Origin of the sequence: Micromonospora sp. NPDC050397, from assembly GCF_044901685.1 — a bacterium.
Taxonomy (GTDB): domain Bacteria; phylum Actinomycetota; class Actinomycetes; order Mycobacteriales; family Micromonosporaceae; genus Micromonospora_G.
The window spans coordinates 20,431-35,477 of the sequence record NZ_JBJDPS010000006.1; the positions used below are offsets into that span (position 1 = coordinate 20,431).

Annotated in this window: 15 protein-coding genes; 6 read left to right on the top strand and 9 right to left on the bottom strand. The window is 70.1% G+C overall.

Going from position 1 to position 15,047, the window contains the following annotated elements:
- Window positions 1-80: 80 nt before the first annotated feature.
- Window positions 81-362, bottom strand: coding sequence for a hypothetical protein (locus ACI2K4_RS21180; protein ID WP_404513442.1), 282 nt, complete (start codon window positions 360-362; stop codon window positions 81-83).
- 413 nt (window positions 363-775) lie between these two features.
- On the opposite strand from ACI2K4_RS21180, the gene thrS reads away from it, so the two are divergent.
- Window positions 776-1,999 (top strand): threonine--tRNA ligase, encoded by a 1,224-nt coding sequence (gene thrS / locus ACI2K4_RS21185; RefSeq protein ID WP_404513443.1) that lies wholly within the window; start codon window positions 776-778, stop codon window positions 1,997-1,999.
- A gap of 94 nt (window positions 2,000-2,093) precedes the next feature.
- Complete coding sequence (locus ACI2K4_RS21190) at window positions 2,094-2,672, top strand: TetR/AcrR family transcriptional regulator (protein ID WP_404514051.1); 579 nt, start codon at window positions 2,094-2,096, stop codon at window positions 2,670-2,672.
- Between the two features lie 163 nt (window positions 2,673-2,835).
- On the opposite strand, the gene ACI2K4_RS21195 is transcribed toward ACI2K4_RS21190, so the two are convergent.
- Both ACI2K4_RS21195 and ACI2K4_RS21200 read right to left on the bottom strand, forming a co-directional pair.
- Window positions 2,836-4,275 carry a GuaB1 family IMP dehydrogenase-related protein gene (locus tag ACI2K4_RS21195; protein ID WP_404513444.1) on the bottom strand — a complete coding sequence of 480 codons (1,440 nt, stop codon included), beginning with the start codon at window positions 4,273-4,275 and terminating at the stop codon, window positions 2,836-2,838.
- 64 nt (window positions 4,276-4,339) lie between these two features.
- Window positions 4,340-6,100 carry an acetyl/propionyl/methylcrotonyl-CoA carboxylase subunit alpha gene (locus tag ACI2K4_RS21200; RefSeq protein WP_404513445.1) on the bottom strand — a complete coding sequence of 587 codons (1,761 nt, stop codon included), beginning with the start codon at window positions 6,098-6,100 and terminating at the stop codon, window positions 4,340-4,342.
- A gap of 401 nt (window positions 6,101-6,501) precedes the next feature.
- Here ACI2K4_RS21200 and ACI2K4_RS21205 point away from each other — a divergent pair, with 401 nt between their 5' ends.
- From ACI2K4_RS21205 to ACI2K4_RS21220, 4 genes are all read left to right on the top strand, one after another.
- Window positions 6,502-7,140, top strand: a complete 639-nt coding sequence (locus ACI2K4_RS21205; protein WP_404514053.1) for a PadR family transcriptional regulator — start codon at window positions 6,502-6,504, stop codon at window positions 7,138-7,140.
- Window positions 7,141-7,266: 126 nt separating this feature from the next.
- On the top strand, window positions 7,267-8,226 hold the full coding sequence (locus ACI2K4_RS21210) for an ATP-binding cassette domain-containing protein (protein WP_404513446.1): 960 nt from the start codon (window positions 7,267-7,269) through the stop codon (window positions 8,224-8,226).
- A gap of 26 nt (window positions 8,227-8,252) precedes the next feature.
- On the top strand, window positions 8,253-9,008 hold the full coding sequence (locus ACI2K4_RS21215) for an ABC transporter permease (protein ID WP_404513447.1): 756 nt from the start codon (window positions 8,253-8,255) through the stop codon (window positions 9,006-9,008).
- Between the two features lie 66 nt (window positions 9,009-9,074).
- Window positions 9,075-10,244, top strand: coding sequence for an MFS transporter (locus ACI2K4_RS21220; RefSeq protein ID WP_404513448.1), 1,170 nt, complete (start codon window positions 9,075-9,077; stop codon window positions 10,242-10,244).
- 40 nt (window positions 10,245-10,284) lie between these two features.
- Here the strand turns inward: ACI2K4_RS21220 and ACI2K4_RS21225 are convergent, their stop codons facing one another.
- The 6 genes from ACI2K4_RS21225 to ACI2K4_RS21250 all read right to left on the bottom strand — a co-directional run bounded on the left by ACI2K4_RS21225 (window position 10,285) and on the right by ACI2K4_RS21250 (window position 15,007).
- Window positions 10,285-10,938 (bottom strand): O-methyltransferase, encoded by a 654-nt coding sequence (locus ACI2K4_RS21225; RefSeq protein WP_404513449.1) that lies wholly within the window; start codon window positions 10,936-10,938, stop codon window positions 10,285-10,287.
- Between the two features lie 82 nt (window positions 10,939-11,020).
- Complete coding sequence (locus ACI2K4_RS21230; protein WP_404513450.1) at window positions 11,021-11,641, bottom strand: Maf family protein; 621 nt, start codon at window positions 11,639-11,641, stop codon at window positions 11,021-11,023.
- A gap of 37 nt (window positions 11,642-11,678) precedes the next feature.
- Entirely contained in the window at window positions 11,679-12,785 is a 1,107-nt protein-coding gene (gene mycP, locus ACI2K4_RS21235) for a type VII secretion-associated serine protease mycosin (RefSeq protein WP_404513451.1), read from the bottom strand.
- Between the two features lie 41 nt (window positions 12,786-12,826).
- Window positions 12,827-14,179: a hypothetical protein gene (locus ACI2K4_RS21240; protein WP_404513452.1), complete on the bottom strand. Its 1,353-nt coding sequence runs from the start codon at window positions 14,177-14,179 to the stop codon at window positions 12,827-12,829.
- The gene (locus ACI2K4_RS21245; RefSeq protein ID WP_404513453.1) at window positions 14,179-14,625 is read right to left on the bottom strand and encodes a hypothetical protein; all 447 of its coding nucleotides are present in this window, start codon (window positions 14,623-14,625) and stop codon (window positions 14,179-14,181) included. The genes ACI2K4_RS21240 and ACI2K4_RS21245 overlap by 1 nt, the downstream gene beginning before the upstream one ends.
- Before the next feature lie 154 nt (window positions 14,626-14,779).
- Window positions 14,780-15,007 carry an acyl-CoA carboxylase subunit epsilon gene (locus ACI2K4_RS21250; RefSeq protein WP_404514054.1) on the bottom strand — a complete coding sequence of 76 codons (228 nt, stop codon included), beginning with the start codon at window positions 15,005-15,007 and terminating at the stop codon, window positions 14,780-14,782.
- Window positions 15,008-15,047 lie beyond the last annotated feature (40 nt).

Below are 15,047 nucleotides of genomic sequence, written 5' to 3' on the forward strand. Positions count from 1 at the left end.
CGGGCGCCGGGTTGAACCGGCTGTGGTCAGGCCCCGGGTTGGACCGGTCGAGTTCGGGCGCCCCGTCGGCGCCGCCGCGGTCAGGCGCCCGGTTGGACCGGTGTCGCCGGTTGCACGTCGTTGCGGGGTGCCGAGGCCAGCCAGGGCAGGTACCGGCGGAGCCAGCGGTCCACGCCCGGGATCGCCAGAATCCGGGTGATCACACCGGCGACCACGACGAGCTGGGCGACCGCCGGTACGGTGTCCAGCCCGGTGGTGGCCGCGACGGTGGGTACCAGGGAGAGGGCGCCGACGAGTGCGGCGAGGATGGTCCGTGCGGTGGCTCGCCAGGGGTGCCGGGTCTGGGTGGTCGTGGGGGTCATGGGGTGCCTCCCGGAGACTGCCGGAGATCGGTCGGCCGCCCGGCGACCGTGGAGGGCGGGTCGGCTGATCAGGGTGGATATCATGCTCAACCTCCGTGAACCGGGATGGACGCCACTAAGTCGCAAAGATGACAATCGATGCTGGAGGGTGCGGAGCGGTCGGCGGGAATCGCGGATGCGGGGTGAGCGGGCGGCGACGTAACATGTCGGCCATGCAGCGCAGCGCGATAGTGACGACGACGCCGGGGTACCCCGGCGTGCCGCGCTGACGCGATTTTCACCGTCAACCAACGGCCCCGGGGCGAACCGCTCCGGGGCTGCTTCGTACCTGTCCCGGTTCGGTCGCCCCGACCGGTCCGCACCGCCGATCCGGCGGGTCGGGCCCAGGGTCGTACCGGAGTTGGGAGCAGGACATGGTCGACCACCGCAGGTTGGGTCGCGAGCTTGAGTTGTTCCACGCCGACCCGTTGTCCGGCGCGGGCCTGCCGATCTGGCTGCCGGCCGGCGCCGCCGCCCGGCACGCCGTCGAGGAGTACGTCCGCGAGTTGGAACGTCGCGCCGGCTACCAGCACGTCTACTCGCCGCCGTTGGGCAAACGCGAGCTGTTCGAACGATCGGGGCACCTGCCCTACTTCGACGATGACATGTTCCCGCCGATGATGATCTCGGAGGACGACGAGTTCGTGCTCCGGCCGGCGCTCTGTCCGCACCATTGTCTGGTCTTCGGCGCGCGCGGCCGGTCGTACCGGGAGTTGCCGCTGCGGATCGGCGAGTTGGGCGGGATGTACCGCTCGGAGCGTTCCGGGGTGCTCGGTGGCCTCAGCCGGGTACGTGCCATCTGGCTCAACGACGCGCACAACTTCTGCGCGTTGGAGCAGGTCGGCGCCGAGGTGGCGGAGATACTCGGACTGATCCGGACCGCGCACGCCGCGCTCGGCGTACGGCCGGCCGGGTTCCGGTTGTCGCTGCGCGGCCCGGGGGAGAAGTACGTCGGCGACGAGCAGGAGTGGCAGCGGGCCGAGGATCTGCTCCGGGAGGCGCTCGACGCGGCGGGGCAGCCGTACGTCGAGGCGCCCGGGGAGGCGGCGTTCTACGGGCCGAAAATCGACATCCAGATCCAGGATCCCGCCGGCCGGGAGTCGACCCTCTCCACCGTCCAGCTCGACTTCGACAAGGCCGAGCGGTTCGGTCTGTCGTACATGGACTCCGACGGTCGGTCCCGTCGACCGGTGATCGTGCACCGCAGCCTGGTCGGCAGCATGGAGCGGCTGTTCGCGTACCTGATCGAGGTGCACGAGGGTGCGTTCCCGGCCTGGTACGCGCCGGTGCAACTGGAGGTGCTGCCGATCGGACCGGAGCAGCACGAGGTGGCGGCGGCCTTCGCCCGCAGTGCCGTGGAGGCTGGCCTGCGGGCGGAACTCGCGGCGGAGGGCTCGCTGGGCGCCCGGGTACGCGCGGCGGCCCGCCGACGGGTGCCGTACGCGGCGGTGATCGGTGCCCGGGAGGCGGCCGAGGGGCTGGTGTCGTTGCGTCTGCGCGACGGACGGGCGCTCGACCCCGTACCCGCCCCCGAGGCACTCCGCCTCGTCGGCGAGGTGGTCGCCAGCCAGGCCGCCGACCTCCTGCCGCAGGGGTGAGGAAGGGCCCCTTCCTAACGCTATTGGTTAGGAAGGGGCCCTTCCTTCGGGGATCTTGTCAGGGGCTAGATAGGGTGGAGGCGTGACCGAGGAGATCGCGGCGGGCCGGCCGTACCACCATGGGGACCTGCAACGCGCGTTGCTGGCGGCGGCGGTCGACGCGATCGGGGAGTCCGGGCCGGCCGCCCTGAGCCTGCGCGACCTGGCTCGTCGGGCCGGGGTCTCGCACGCCGCACCGACCCACCACTTCGGTGACAAGGCCGGCCTGCTCACCGTGCTCGCCACCCAGGGCTTCGACCTGCTCGCCGACGAGCTGAGCCGGGTACGCGCGCGGACCGGTGACCTGCTGGAGATCGGGGTCGGTTACCTCCTGTTCGCCGTCCACCACCGGGCGCACTTCGAGGTGATGTTCCGTCCCGAGTTGTACCGCCAGGACGACCCGTCGCTGGTCGCCGCCAAAGAGCGGGCCTCCACCGAGTTGCAGGCCGGGGTGGCGACCCTGGCCGAACCGCCCGACGAGGGGCCGGACGGCCGCTCCGTCGGGCTGGCCGCGTGGTCGATCGTGCACGGCTTCGCCACCCTCTGGCTCAGCGGCGCGTTGCCGGGCGACATCGGCGACGACCCGGCGGTGGCCGGTCGGGCCGTGCTCCAGCACCTCTTCCGGACCGGCTGACCGGTGCGCACCGACCGGAAGGCGACACGCCGGTCGGTGCGGACCAGTGTGCGCGGTACGCCGGTCGGTGCGGACCAGAATGCGGTACGCCGGCCGGGCGGCCCGGTCCGGCTGGCCGGGCGGACCAGAGCGGCCGGGCGGGTTGGTGTGGCCCGCGGCGGTGTCACCAGCCGGCCGGCAACGGCATCCCCTCGGTGTAACCGGCCGCGCTCTGCACCCCGATCAGCGCCTTCGCCGAGAACTGCGTCAGGTTTGCCGCGCCGGTGTACGTGCAGGCACTGCGTACGCCCGCGACGATCTCGTCGATCAGGTCCTCGACCCCGGGGCGGGCCGGATCGAGGAACATCCGGGCGGTCGAGATGCCCTCCTCGAACACCGCCTTGCGAGCCCGGTCGAACGGGCTGTCCTCGGCCGTACGGGCGCTCACCGCCCGCGCCGACGCCATCCCGAAGCTCTCCTTGTAACGCCGTCCGTCCGGGTCGGAGTAGAGGTCACCAGGGGACTCGTAGGTGCCGGCGAACCACGAGCCGATCATGACGTTCGAGGCGCCGGCGGCGAGCGCCAGGGCGACGTCGCGCGGGTGCCGTACGCCGCCGTCGGCCCAGACGTGCCGGCCGAGTTCCGCCGCGGCCGTGGCGCAGTCGAGCACGGCGGAGAACTGTGGCCGCCCCACCCCGGTCATCATCCGGGTGGTACACATCGCGCCCGGCCCGACGCCGACCTTGACGATGTCCGCTCCCGCCGCCACCAGGTCGCGTACGCCGTCGGCGGTGACCACGTTGCCGGCGACCAGCGGGACGGTCGGGTCGAGCGCCCGGACCGCGCGCAGGGCCGTGATCATCCGTTCCTGGTGACCGTGCGCGGTGTCCACCACCAGCGTGTCGACCCCGGCGTCGAGCAGCGCCGCCGCCTTGCCGGCCACGTCGCCGTTGATCCCGATCGCGGCGGCCACCCGCAGCCGCCCCTTGTCGTCCAGCGCCGGGCGGTACAGCGTGGCCCGTAGCGCGCCCTGCCGGGTCAGCACCCCGACCAGCCGCCCCTCGACGTCGACCACCGGGGCGAGCCGTCGACGCCCCTGGGACAACCGCTCGAAACCCGTACGCGGGTCGGCCTCGGCCGGCACGGTGTGCAACTCGGTCGACATCACATGACGCAACTGGGCGAACCGGTCCACTCCCTCGGTGTCCGCCTCGGTCACCACGCCCATCGGGCGGTTCTCGGAGTCGACCACCACCAGCCCACCGTGCGCGCGTTTGGGGAGCAGGTGGATCGCGTCGCCGACGGTGTCGGTCGGGCCGAGCGTGATCGCGGTGTCGTGCACCAGGTGCCGCCGCTTCACCCAGCCGACCACCTCGGTCACCACGTCGATCGGGATGTCCTGCGGCAGTACGGTGATCGCGCCCCGCCGGGCCACCGTCTCGGCCATCCGCCGACCCGCCACCGCGGTCATGTTCGCCACCACGATCGGGATCGTGGTGCCGGTGCCGTCGCTGGTGGCCAGGTCGACGTCGAGCCGGGACGCCAGGTCCGACCGGACCGGGGCCATGAAGACGTCGTTGTACGTCAGGTCGTGCGCGGGCGCCGCGCCGGTGAGGAACCGCACCCGGTCGTCATTCCCGCCGACCAGCCCCGATACTCCTGGTCAGCGGGATCTGGCGGACGGGGCGTCAGCCGATGACGCAGATCGCCGCACCGGCGGTGATCACGGCGCCGGGCTCGGCGGTCAGCCCGCTGACCACGCCACTCTTGTGGGCGTAGAGGGGCTGTTCCATCTTCATCGCCTCCAGCACCACCACCAGGTCACCCTCGGCCACGGTGTCACCGTCGGTCACCGCGATCTTGACGATGGTGCCCTGCATCGGCGAGGTGAGCGCGTCACCGGTGGCCGCGTTCGCGTTCTTGGCGCTGGCGCCGCGCCCGGTGCCACGTCGGGCCGCCGGGGCGGGGGCCGGGCTGGTCCCCGTACCGGTGGCGAAGCCGGCGGGGAGGCTGACCTCCAGCCGCTTGCCGCCCACCTCGACCACGACGGTCTCGCGCGGACCGGCCGGCTCGGCGGCCGGCGCCGTGGCGGTGAACGCCGGCACGGTGTTGTCGAACTCGGTCTCGATCCACCGGGTGTGTACGGCGAACGGCTCGGCGGTGAAGGCCGGGTCGCGGACCACCAGCCGGTGGAACGGCAGCGCGGTCGCCATCCCTTCGATGGTCATCTCGTCCAGCGCCCGCCGGGCCCGTTCCAGCGCCTCGGTCCGGGTCTCGCCCGTGATGATCACCTTGGCCAGCAGCGAGTCGAAGTTGCCGCCGATCACGTCACCGCCGGAGATGCCGGCGTCGACCCGTACGCCGGGACCGGTCGGCAGGCGCAGCGCGGTCACCGTGCCGGGCGCGGGCAGGAAGCCTCGGCCCGGGTCCTCGCCGTTGATCCGGAACTCGATCGAGTGCCCGCGCGGCGTCGGGTCCTGGGTCAGCCGCAGCCGCTCGCCGTCCGCGATCCGGAACTGCTCCCGGACCAGGTCGATGCCGGCGGTCTCCTCGGTGACCGGATGCTCCACCTGGAGCCGGGTGTTGACCTCCAGGAACGAGATGGTGCCGTCGACGCCGACCATGTACTCCACCGTGCCCGCGCCGTGGTAGCCGGCCTCCCGGCAGATCGCCTTCGCGCTGGCGTGGATCTCCTCGCGTTGCGCGTCGGTGAGGAATGGCGCGGGTGCCTCCTCGACCAGCTTCTGGTGCCGGCGCTGCAACGAGCAGTCGCGGGTGCCCACCACGACGACGTTGCCGTGCTGGTCGGCGAGGACCTGCGCCTCGACGTGCCGGGGACGGTCGAGGTAGCGCTCGACGAAGCATTCGCCGCGCCCGAAGGCGGCGACCGCCTCACGGGTGGCCGACTCGAACAGCGCCGGGATCTCCTCCATGGTCCGGGCCACCTTCAGCCCGCGCCCGCCGCCGCCGAAGGCGGCCTTGATGGCCACCGGCAGGCCATGGTCGATGGCGAAGGCGATCACCTCGTCCGGCCCCTCGACCGGGTCGGGGGTGCCGGGCACCAGGGGAGCGCCGGCCCGCTGCGCGATGTGCCGCGCGGTGACCTTGTCACCCAGGTCGCGGATCGCCTGCGGGGTCGGCCCGATCCAGGTCAGCCCGGCGTTGATGACGGCCGCCGCGAAGTCGGCGTTCTCGGAGAGAAAGCCGTAGCCCGGGTGGACCGCGTCCGCCCCGGCGCGGCGAGCCACCTCCAGCAGCTTGTCGATCCGCAGGTACGTGTCGGCGGCCGTGTCGCCGTCGAGCGCGTACGCCTCGTCGGCGAGCGTGGTGTGCAAGGCGTCCCGGTCGGAGTCGGCGTAGACCGCGACGCTGCCCAGGCCGGCGTCCCGGCAGGCGCGGACGACCCGGACGGCGATCTCGCCCCGGTTGGCGATGAGTACCTTGCGCACGCTCGTCCTCTCCTGGCGCTCTCCGCGCTCGCTCATGGCGCTCTGCGCGCTCCACGAGGCTCCCGGCCGCCGGGCGTTACCGGCCAAGCCCGATCCTCGTTGTACATGGTCCGTTGTTCGGTCCACCCCTGGTGGTGGGTGCTGCGGGGAGTTTATCGGGCACTTTGATCAAGTTCTCCGGGCCGGCGTGTGTCCTGCGGCACCCGGTACCGCCCCTCCGGGCGCTGCCCCGCGCTGCCGCCCTGCGGCGGTGCCCTTCGGCGGTGCCCGCGGAGCTGTTCTCCGACGCTGCCTGCGGCGGCGCGCCGCCCTGCGCCCTCCGGTGGCGACGGCTCGACCCGCCCCGCTCCGACGATTAGTCAAATTTGGCTATTACGCTTGTGGGTGTGTCGAGCACCCGAATGATGATTCTCGGTCTGGTCCGTTGGATGCAGCCCGTGCACGGTTACGACGTACGGCGCGAGCTGTTGAGCTGGAGCGCGGACGACTGGGCCAACGTACAGCCTGGTTCGATCTACCACGCCCTGCGCAAGCTGACCGAGGAGGGGTTGCTGCGTGAGGTGGCGACCGAGCAGGTCGGTGGCCGCCCGGCCCGGACCACGTACGAGGTGACCACGAAGGGCGAGGACGAGTTCGAGACGCTGCTGAGAGACATGTGGTGGCGGTTGCAGACCCCGCCCGACCCGTTCGCGGCGGCCTTCTCGTTCCTGCCCGCGCTGCCCCGCGAGGAGGCGGCGGCGGCGTTGCGCAACCGGGCCCAGTTGCTGCGGGCGGGGCACGAGTCGATGCGCGCCTCGCTCGGCTCTGAGTGGATACGCAGGTCCAAGCCGTTGCACGTGGGCTGGATGCTCGAGCTCTGGATGGCCCGTTCGGAGGCCGAGAGCGCCTGGTGCGACCGGATCGCGGAGCGGATCGACTCCGGTGTGCCGTACCTGCCGGCCGAGTTGGGCGAGACGCCGGGCTGGGAGGCGATGCGGGCGCAGACCGAGGCGCTCGCGGAGTCCGGGGACATACATGAAGATTCAGAGAACGAGCAATAATCAAGCTTGACTAGAAAAGTTATATCGCGTTAGCCTCGGCCGATCGTTGGGGTGGACGCCTGCGGCGTTGGTCCCCGGGGGAGAGCGGGCGGCGGTCGCGCCCGCCAGACCAACCAGGAGCAGAAGATGATCGAGACCAAAGGGCTGCGGAAGTCGTTCCGCTCCCGGCAGGGTCGACAGAGCAAGACGGTGGAGGCGGTGCGCGGCGTCGACCTGATGGTGCGCGAGGGGGAGATCTTCGGCTTCCTCGGACCGAACGGCGCGGGCAAGACCACCACCCTGCGGATGCTCGCCACCCTGATCGAGCCGGACGGGGGCGAGGCGATGGTGGCCGGCGCCGACCTGCGTACGGATCCGGGCGAGGTGCGTCGCCGGATCGGCTACGTGGCCCAGGGCGGCAGCACCTGGGACGAGTCCACCGCACGCGAGGAACTCGTCCTCCAGGCCCGGATGTACGGCGTCGGCAAGGCCGAGGCGCGGCAGCGCGCGATCCGGGCCCTCGCCGCGTTCGAACTCACCGAGTACGCCGACCGCAAGTGCCGGACCTACTCGGGCGGTCAACGTCGCCGGGTCGACATCGCGCTCGGCATCATCCACGAGCCGAAGATCGTCTTCCTGGACGAGCCGACCACCGGCCTCGACCCGCAGAGCCGCGCCCACATGTGGGACGAGATCCGGCGGCTGCGCGCCGACGGCATGACGGTCTTCATCACCACCCACTACCTCGACGAGGCCGACGCGCTCTGTGACCGCATCGCGATCATGGATCACGGCGAGATCGTCGCCGAGGGCACGCCGACCGAGCTCAAGCGGGAGATCTCCGGCGAGATGGTGCAGGTTGGCCTGGAGTCGGGTGCCACCCCGAAGGCAGCCGAGGCACTCGACACCCAGCCCTTCGTGCTCAAGCTGGAAACCCTCGACGACGGCGGGCTGCGCCTCTACGTCGACGACGGCGCCACCGCCATTCCGCAGATCCTGCGCGCGCTCGACACCTCCGGTGTCCCGCTGCGCACCATCGAACTGCACCGGCCCAGCCTCGACGACGTGTTCCTCACCAAGACCGGCCGCTCGCTGCGCGAGTCCTGAGCCCACCCCCGCTACAGGAGACAGTGATGAAATTCGCCCGCGACACCTGGCTGATCTTCGAGCGGCAGATGCTGCTTCTCCTCCGGCAGCCGATCTGGGTCTTTGTCGGCGTCTTCCAGCCGGTGATGTACCTGCTGCTCTTCGCACCCCTGCTCAAGCCCGCGTTGAACGCGCCGACGCAGGCCGAGGCCTACCGCATCTTCGTACCCGGGTTGCTGGTGCTGCTGGCCATCTTCGGCGGCCTGTTCCAGGGCTTCGGACTCATCGCCGAACTACGTGCCGGCGTGATCGAACGCTCCCGGGTCACCCCGATCAGCCGGCTCGCCCTGCTGCTCGGCCGCTCGCTGCGCGACGTCGTCTCGCTGATCGCCCAGGCGGTCATCATCACGCTGCTCGCGCTGCTGTTCGGACTCACCGTCTTCATCGGTGACCTGCTGCTGGCGTACCTGCTGCTCGCCCTGATCGCGCTGATGACCTCGGCCGTCTCGTACGGCATCGCCCTCGTGGTCAAGAGCGAGGACGCCCTCGCCCCGCTGATGAACACCCTCGCCCAGCCGCTGCTGCTGCTCTCCGGCATCCTGCTGCCGCTCACCTTCGCCCCGGCCTGGCTACAGGCGGTGGCCGACTGGAACCCGTTCGCCTGGGCGGTCGACGGCACCCGCGCGCTCTTCGCCGGGGACCTCGGCAACGACCGGGTGTGGCAGGGCCTCACCATCGTCGCCATCCTGACCGCCGCCTCGGTCGCCTGGGCGGCCCGCGAATTCGCGCGCAGCGTACGGTAACCGGCTTCGCGAAACCGTTTCACCTGGTCGGCGGGGTGCACTCCGAGCGCTTGTAGCGTAACGGGCGTGCCCCGCCTCACGCGTGACCGAATCACCTGGCTGACCTACGCCCAACTCGGTGTGTGGGGATTCTTCCTGTACGGCTTCGGACCGGTCGTACCCCTGCTCCGCGACGAGCAGGGCACCAGCGCCGCCGTCGCCGGCCTGCACAGCACCGCGCTCGCGGTCGGCGCCCTGCTGGGCGGGATCACCTTCCCCTTCCTGGCCGCCCGGCTCGGCCGGGGACGCACCACCTGGCTCGGGCTGACCGGCGTCGTTGTCGCGGTCGTCGGACTCTGCCTCTTCCACACCCTGCCGGCCACCCTCACCGCCGCGACCGTCGCCGCCACCTTCGGCAGCATGCTGATCAGTGGTGTCAACACCACCCTCGCTGACCACCACGCCGGCAACTCCCCGGCAGCGATCAGCGAGGCGAACGCGGCCTGCGCCGGCATGGGAATCCTCGCCCCGATCGTCATCGGGCTCACCGTCGGCGCCGGACTCGGTTGGCGTCCGGCGGTCGCCGTCGAGGTCGGGCTGATCGCACTGGTCGCCGTCGCCGCCCTCGCCTTCCGGGTACGCCTACCGTCCGGTGCCCCCGCCACGGCGGCTGCCGGTGGCCGTACCGGGCGGCTACCCCGCTCGTACTGGATCGCCTGGCTGCTGCTCGGCGTCACCGGCTCGATCGAGGTCTGCCTCTCCCTCTGGGCCGCCGACGTGCTGCGCGACAACGCCGGCATGTCGGCCGGGGCCGCTTCGGCGGCGCTCTCCGCGATCGTCGCCGGCATGTTCCTCGGCCGGCTGCTCGGCGGACGGATCGCGCTCCGGATCGCGCCGGTCCCGTTCCTGCTCGCCGCCCTCGCCGTGTCGCTCGTCGGCTTCCTCGTCTTCTGGGCCGCGCCGATCGGCTGGCTCGCCGTCGGCGGCCTGGTCGTGGTCGGGCTGGGCAACGCGATGCACTACCCACTGGGCATCTCGATGGCACTGGCCACCGCCCCCGGGCAGGCCGACCGGGCGGCGGCCTACTCGTCGTACTCGGTCGCGGTCGGATTCGGGATCGCGCCGGTCGTACTCGGCCGGGTGGCCGACTCGGTCGGACCCCACCTCGCCTTCCTGCTGCTCCCACTCTTCATCGTCACCGCCGCCCTACTCGCCCTAGGTGTAAGGAAGGGCCCCTTGTTATCGCTTTCGGTATAGGAAGGGGCCCTTCCTAACGCCTGAGGCGAGACGGCGGCGGTCAGCGGCGACGGGCCAGGGTCAGGCCGTCGGCGATCGGCAGCATCACCACGTCCACCCGTACGTCGGCCCGTACGTCAGCGTTGAAAGCCACGATCGCCCGGTCCGCCTCGTTCTGTGGTGCGAGCACCCGACCGCCCCGCAGCACGTTGTCCACGACGATCAGCCCGCCCGGCCGCATCCGGGGCACCAACTCGTCCCAGTAGATCGGGTAGCTGGTCTTGTCCGCGTCGATGAAGGCCAGGTCCAGGTGCGGCTCCTGCGGCAGCGCCCGCAGGCCCTCGGCCGCCGGGCCGATCCGCAGCTCGATCCGGTCGTCCACCCCCGCCCGAGCCCAGTACCGCCGGGCCACCGACGTGTACTCCGAGGAGATGTCGAAGCAGGTGAGCCGCCCGTCGGCGGGCAGACCACGGGCGATCGCCAGGGACGACATCCCGGTGAAGGTGCCCACCTCCACCGCCTGCCGCGCGTTCACGAGTTGGGTGAGGAACGTGAGCAGCGCCGCCTGCTCCGGTGCGACCTGCATCTGGGCATCGTTGGGCAGCGCGTCGAGGGTCTCGTCGATCAGCTCACGGGCGATGTCGTCCGGCGGGGACCCGTGCGCGACCAGGTACGAATGCAGTTCCTCGGTCAGCGGCAGCGACTTGGTGGTCATGCCCCGACGCTAGACCAGTGCCGGACGGCTACGGTAGAACAGGGCCCAGCCCGGTCCGGTCAGCCCTCGCGCAGGTCGGTTCTCAGCCCTGCCACAGGTCGGTGATCCGCAGGTCGAGTTCGCCGAGCAGGTTGCGGAGCAGCGGCAGGGAGAGCCCGACGACCGTGCCCGGATCGCCCTCCACCCGTTCGACGAACGGCCCGCCCAGACCGTCGATCGTGAATGCGCCCGCCACCTGCAACGGCTCACCCGTCGCGATGTACGCCATGATTTCATCGTCGCTGATCTCGGCGAAGTGCACGGTGGTGGACGCGACCGCCTCGGCCCGCCGGTCGCCGGTCACGTCGATCAGGCAGTGGCCGCTGTGCAGGACGCCCGCCCGTCCGCGCATCTGCTTCCAGCGCCGGGTGGCATCGGCCGCATCGGCCGGTTTGCCCAGAATCTCGCCGTCGAAGGCGAGCACGGAGTCACACCCGAGCACGAGCGTCCCCGGGCCGCTGGTGGAGCGGATCCGTTCGGTGATCGCCTCCGCCTTGAGCCGGGCCAAATCGAGGCAAAGGGTCTCGGCCCGCTCGGCGTTCACGGTCGACTCGTCGACGCCGCTGACCAGCACCTCGGGCTCGATGCCGGCGGCCCGTAGGCTCTTGCGCCGGGCCGGACTGGCCGAGGCGAGCACAAAACGCAGGGGATTTGTCGTAGGCACGGAGCCGTACGCTACCCGGCACCGCCCCGTCGACGGTTCAGGCGGGTGGTGCGTCGCCGCCACCGACGGCACGACGGTGGGACCGTACGACCAGCAGTGCGACCGCGACGGCCAAGAAAAGGAAGATCCCGAACGCGGCGAGCAGCGTGTTCGTGCTCATTCCCCGCGGAGCGTCTCCAGGCGCCGCATTCGCGGTCGCCGTCGGGCTCGGGCCGCCGGACGCGGGCGCACTCGCCGACGCACTACCCGCAAGCGGGGGTACGTCCGCCGTCAGCGCCGCCATCAGATCGAGTACGCCATAGCCGTACTCCTCGTCGTGCCCCGGCGCACCCTTGTCCACCGCGGTCGCGGTCAACCGGTGTACGACCTCCGGGGCGGAAAGGTCAGGATACCGACTCCGAATCAACGCAGCCGCCCCAGCCACGATCGCAGTGGAGTCCGACGTACCAGTTCCCTTGCTGTACTTCCCGGAAAAGCTGGTGCCATAGATATCCACACCGGGTGCGAGAATCGCTATCTTGTCCCCCTTAACGGAGACCTCCGCTCGGTTTCCGTTGTGATCGCTGGCACCGACCGCAACTACGCCATCGTAGGCGGCCGGGAAGCCGACCCCGTAGCTTTGGGGTATGTTGCCAGCGGCGGCCACGATAACGATGTCAGCTGAGATTGCGGACCGGATTGCAGCGGACTCTCTGGGCGAGGTGCCGCCGCCAATCGAGATGCTTATCACCTGCGCCTTTTGGGTAGTCGCCCATTCGATGCCCTTTGCAATGCTGTCGTCGGTGGAATCGCCGGGATGTGCAGCGTAACGAATTGGAAGAATTTTTGCCTTCGGGGCGATTCCCAAAGCGCCGCTGTTGCTCCCCCGTCCGTGAGCGGCTATCAGGCCTGCCATCTTGGTGCCGTGACTGTCAACATCCTCGCGTCCGTCGCCTTCGCCCCCCGGAAGGGTTTCTATGCCCTGCAAAAGATTATTCTGCAGATCCGGGTGTGAATCTACGCCGGTATCGATGACGGCGACAGTGATGCCGGCGCCTTGGCTCAACTTATGAGCTTCGGATACTTTCAAGTACTGAAGATGCCACTGATCCTCGCGGATGCGATCGGCTTGTGCGGGACTTGCGGGAAGGAGTGCGACGGCCATGACGCAAAGCACGGTTGCGGCCCCATGCAAGGCACGTAAGGTCACCGATTGAGGCCAATCGCCGGCCCGGGATCGATGTTGCCAATATCCCGAGGAGCCCGCACGACAGGGGCGACCCCTTCTTCCGTCTCCCACGGGTTGTCCGGGTCCCACTGCCGACCAGTGCCTCTTTCGTCGCGTGGTTGACCGGGGCGGGAGGATGCGCGTTGACCTCCACCTGCTGGCGCTATACCAATCCCGCCGGTTCCGCTGGAACCGATCATTCCGCCGACCGGGTTGATTCGGCGTGCTGGTGATACCCCTGCTCCTGGCTGGCCCACCCCCGGCATGCCGCCGATCATCCCGCCGGTAGGCATCGTGTGTGGAATGTTTGCCGCACCGCCAATGCCAGGTTTGGTGACCCCACCAGCGACGGGATTGGTTCCCAGCGAACCGGGATGCGGAGCGCCGAACCTGCTCGGCGCTGGTGGTAAAGGAGACGGGTAGCCCGGACCGATGCTTGGAGGGATAGACGGACTCGGTGTGATGACGGGTGGTGTAACCGGGGTGGTTGGAGCGGGGGCTGGAATCGTCGGAGCAACTCCGCCAAGTGTTGGACCATTTCCTCCGAGAACGGGACCGATAGATGGGGTTGACGGTGTCGGCACGGCTTGGTGGACTGGGGCACCTCCAATTGGCATCGACGTACCAGTTGCTGTGGTTGGTACTGGCACGACTGGCGGCACCGTTGGTGGCGGTCCTCCGCCGTACACATCTGGATTTCCGTCGACTTCGAGTGCAGGTCGTCCCTGGTACGTCGGGGGTGGCTTTAGTTGAGCCTGGGCTTGGACCAGTTCGCTGCTGAGGCCGTACATGATCGAGCGGGCTCGGTTGTTGAGCCGATCGAGTTCTTCCTGGGTGACCGGAGGGGTGGGCGCCGGACCCGGTGACGGCGACGGAGTCGGGGTTGCCGAGGGCGTGGACGTTGGAGCGGGAAGTTGCTGCCGGTCGTACTCCTGCTTCGCCGCCAGTTTGCGCTGGTACTCGTCGTACAGGGGCTTGAGTTGCCGTCGCGCGTCGGCGATCGCACCGGTGGCGCCGGCCATGGCGTCACGATTGGCGACGGCCGCCTCGTACGACTGCTCGACGCTGCTGATCAGGTAGTCCAGCCGCTCCACGTACGCCTTCGACGCCGCGCTCTTCTCCGGCGGCCAGGCCTGGATCAGGCCCTCGCGGTACGAGCGCAGCCGGGACAGGTGCGTTCCGGCCAGTTCGTGGGTACGGCGCCAGCCGGCGACCCGTTGCCAGTGGCCGTCGGTTTCCTGGTTCTCCAGCGTCCGCCACATTCCGTCGACTTCGAAGTTGAACCAGTTGGTGCTGCCGGAGTAGCCGCCACCACTGTCGGCGATCAGCATCAGGAGACTCCCGAGTTGTCCGTGACCGGGGGTGTGGTGCTGCCAGGTTCGGGGAGTTGGGCGGCCGAGGTCTTGTCCAGCGCGGATTCGACCTCCTTCACCCGGGCCAGGGCGAAGGCGTCGGCCGTGCCGTAGTTCTCGCTGACCTCCTTGGCCGCCTGGGCGAAGCCACCGGTCGCGTCCCGGTAGTGAAAGACGACGTTGGTGCTGTCGTGCTGGATGTCCCGGTGCAAGGTGAGGAAGTCGACCAGCTCCTGGAACTCCGCCGCTGGCTGGGGCGTGTCGGCGGTGACGTCCTCGCGGAGGTAGTTCAGATGCGGCGCGTAGTTCTGACGTACCTCGGCGTCGAGGTTGGCGGCGAACTCCTCCATTTTGCTGATGTCGGCTTCGATGTCGCCGTAGTCACGCAGCCAGGACGGCGGCAGATCCTCCTCGGGAATCCCCATGCGTCCCCTCCCCAGGTGTCGCGACGCGCTGCCGGTATGAGGCTAGTCGGACCGGGCCCGTCCCAGCAGCCCCGTTCGCTGGTTCAGCCCCGTTCACCGTTCAGCACGGCAGTCTGGTTCAGCGCGGCAGTCCGGCTCAGCGCGGCAGTCTGGCTCAGCGGGGGAGTCCGGACCAGCGCCAGGCGTCGACGCCAGGACGGGTGGGGAGGCCGGTGGCGGAGACCGTACCGGGGCGGGAACGGCGTACCCATGCGGAACCGGTCGTGGGACGGCCCGGCGCGGCCGGTCGTGAGCGGGTCAGGAGGACGCCGACCAGCGCGGCGAGTTCCTCGGCGGTGGGAGTTCCCCGCACCACCCGGAACGCCGGCTCCCGGTCGGGCACCGCACGAGGGTCAGACATGAGACGAGGGTACGACCTCCGA

Coding starts and splice junctions, on each gene's coding strand:
- ACI2K4_RS21180 (WP_404513442.1), bottom strand. CDS start 362: ATGACCCCCACGACCACCCAGACCCGGCACCCCTGGCGAGCCACCGCA.
- thrS (WP_404513443.1), top strand. CDS start 776: ATGGTCGACCACCGCAGGTTGGGTCGCGAGCTTGAGTTGTTCCACGCC.
- ACI2K4_RS21205 (WP_404514053.1), top strand. CDS start 6,502: ATGATGATTCTCGGTCTGGTCCGTTGGATGCAGCCCGTGCACGGTTAC.
- ACI2K4_RS21210 (WP_404513446.1), top strand. CDS start 7,267: ATGATCGAGACCAAAGGGCTGCGGAAGTCGTTCCGCTCCCGGCAGGGT.
- ACI2K4_RS21215 (WP_404513447.1), top strand. CDS start 8,253: ATGAAATTCGCCCGCGACACCTGGCTGATCTTCGAGCGGCAGATGCTG.
- ACI2K4_RS21225 (WP_404513449.1), bottom strand. CDS start 10,938: ATGACCACCAAGTCGCTGCCGCTGACCGAGGAACTGCATTCGTACCTG.
- mycP (WP_404513451.1), bottom strand. CDS start 12,785: ATGGCCGTCGCACTCCTTCCCGCAAGTCCCGCACAAGCCGATCGCATC.
- ACI2K4_RS21240 (WP_404513452.1), bottom strand. CDS start 14,179: ATGCTGATCGCCGACAGTGGTGGCGGCTACTCCGGCAGCACCAACTGG.
- ACI2K4_RS21245 (WP_404513453.1), bottom strand. CDS start 14,625: ATGGGGATTCCCGAGGAGGATCTGCCGCCGTCCTGGCTGCGTGACTAC.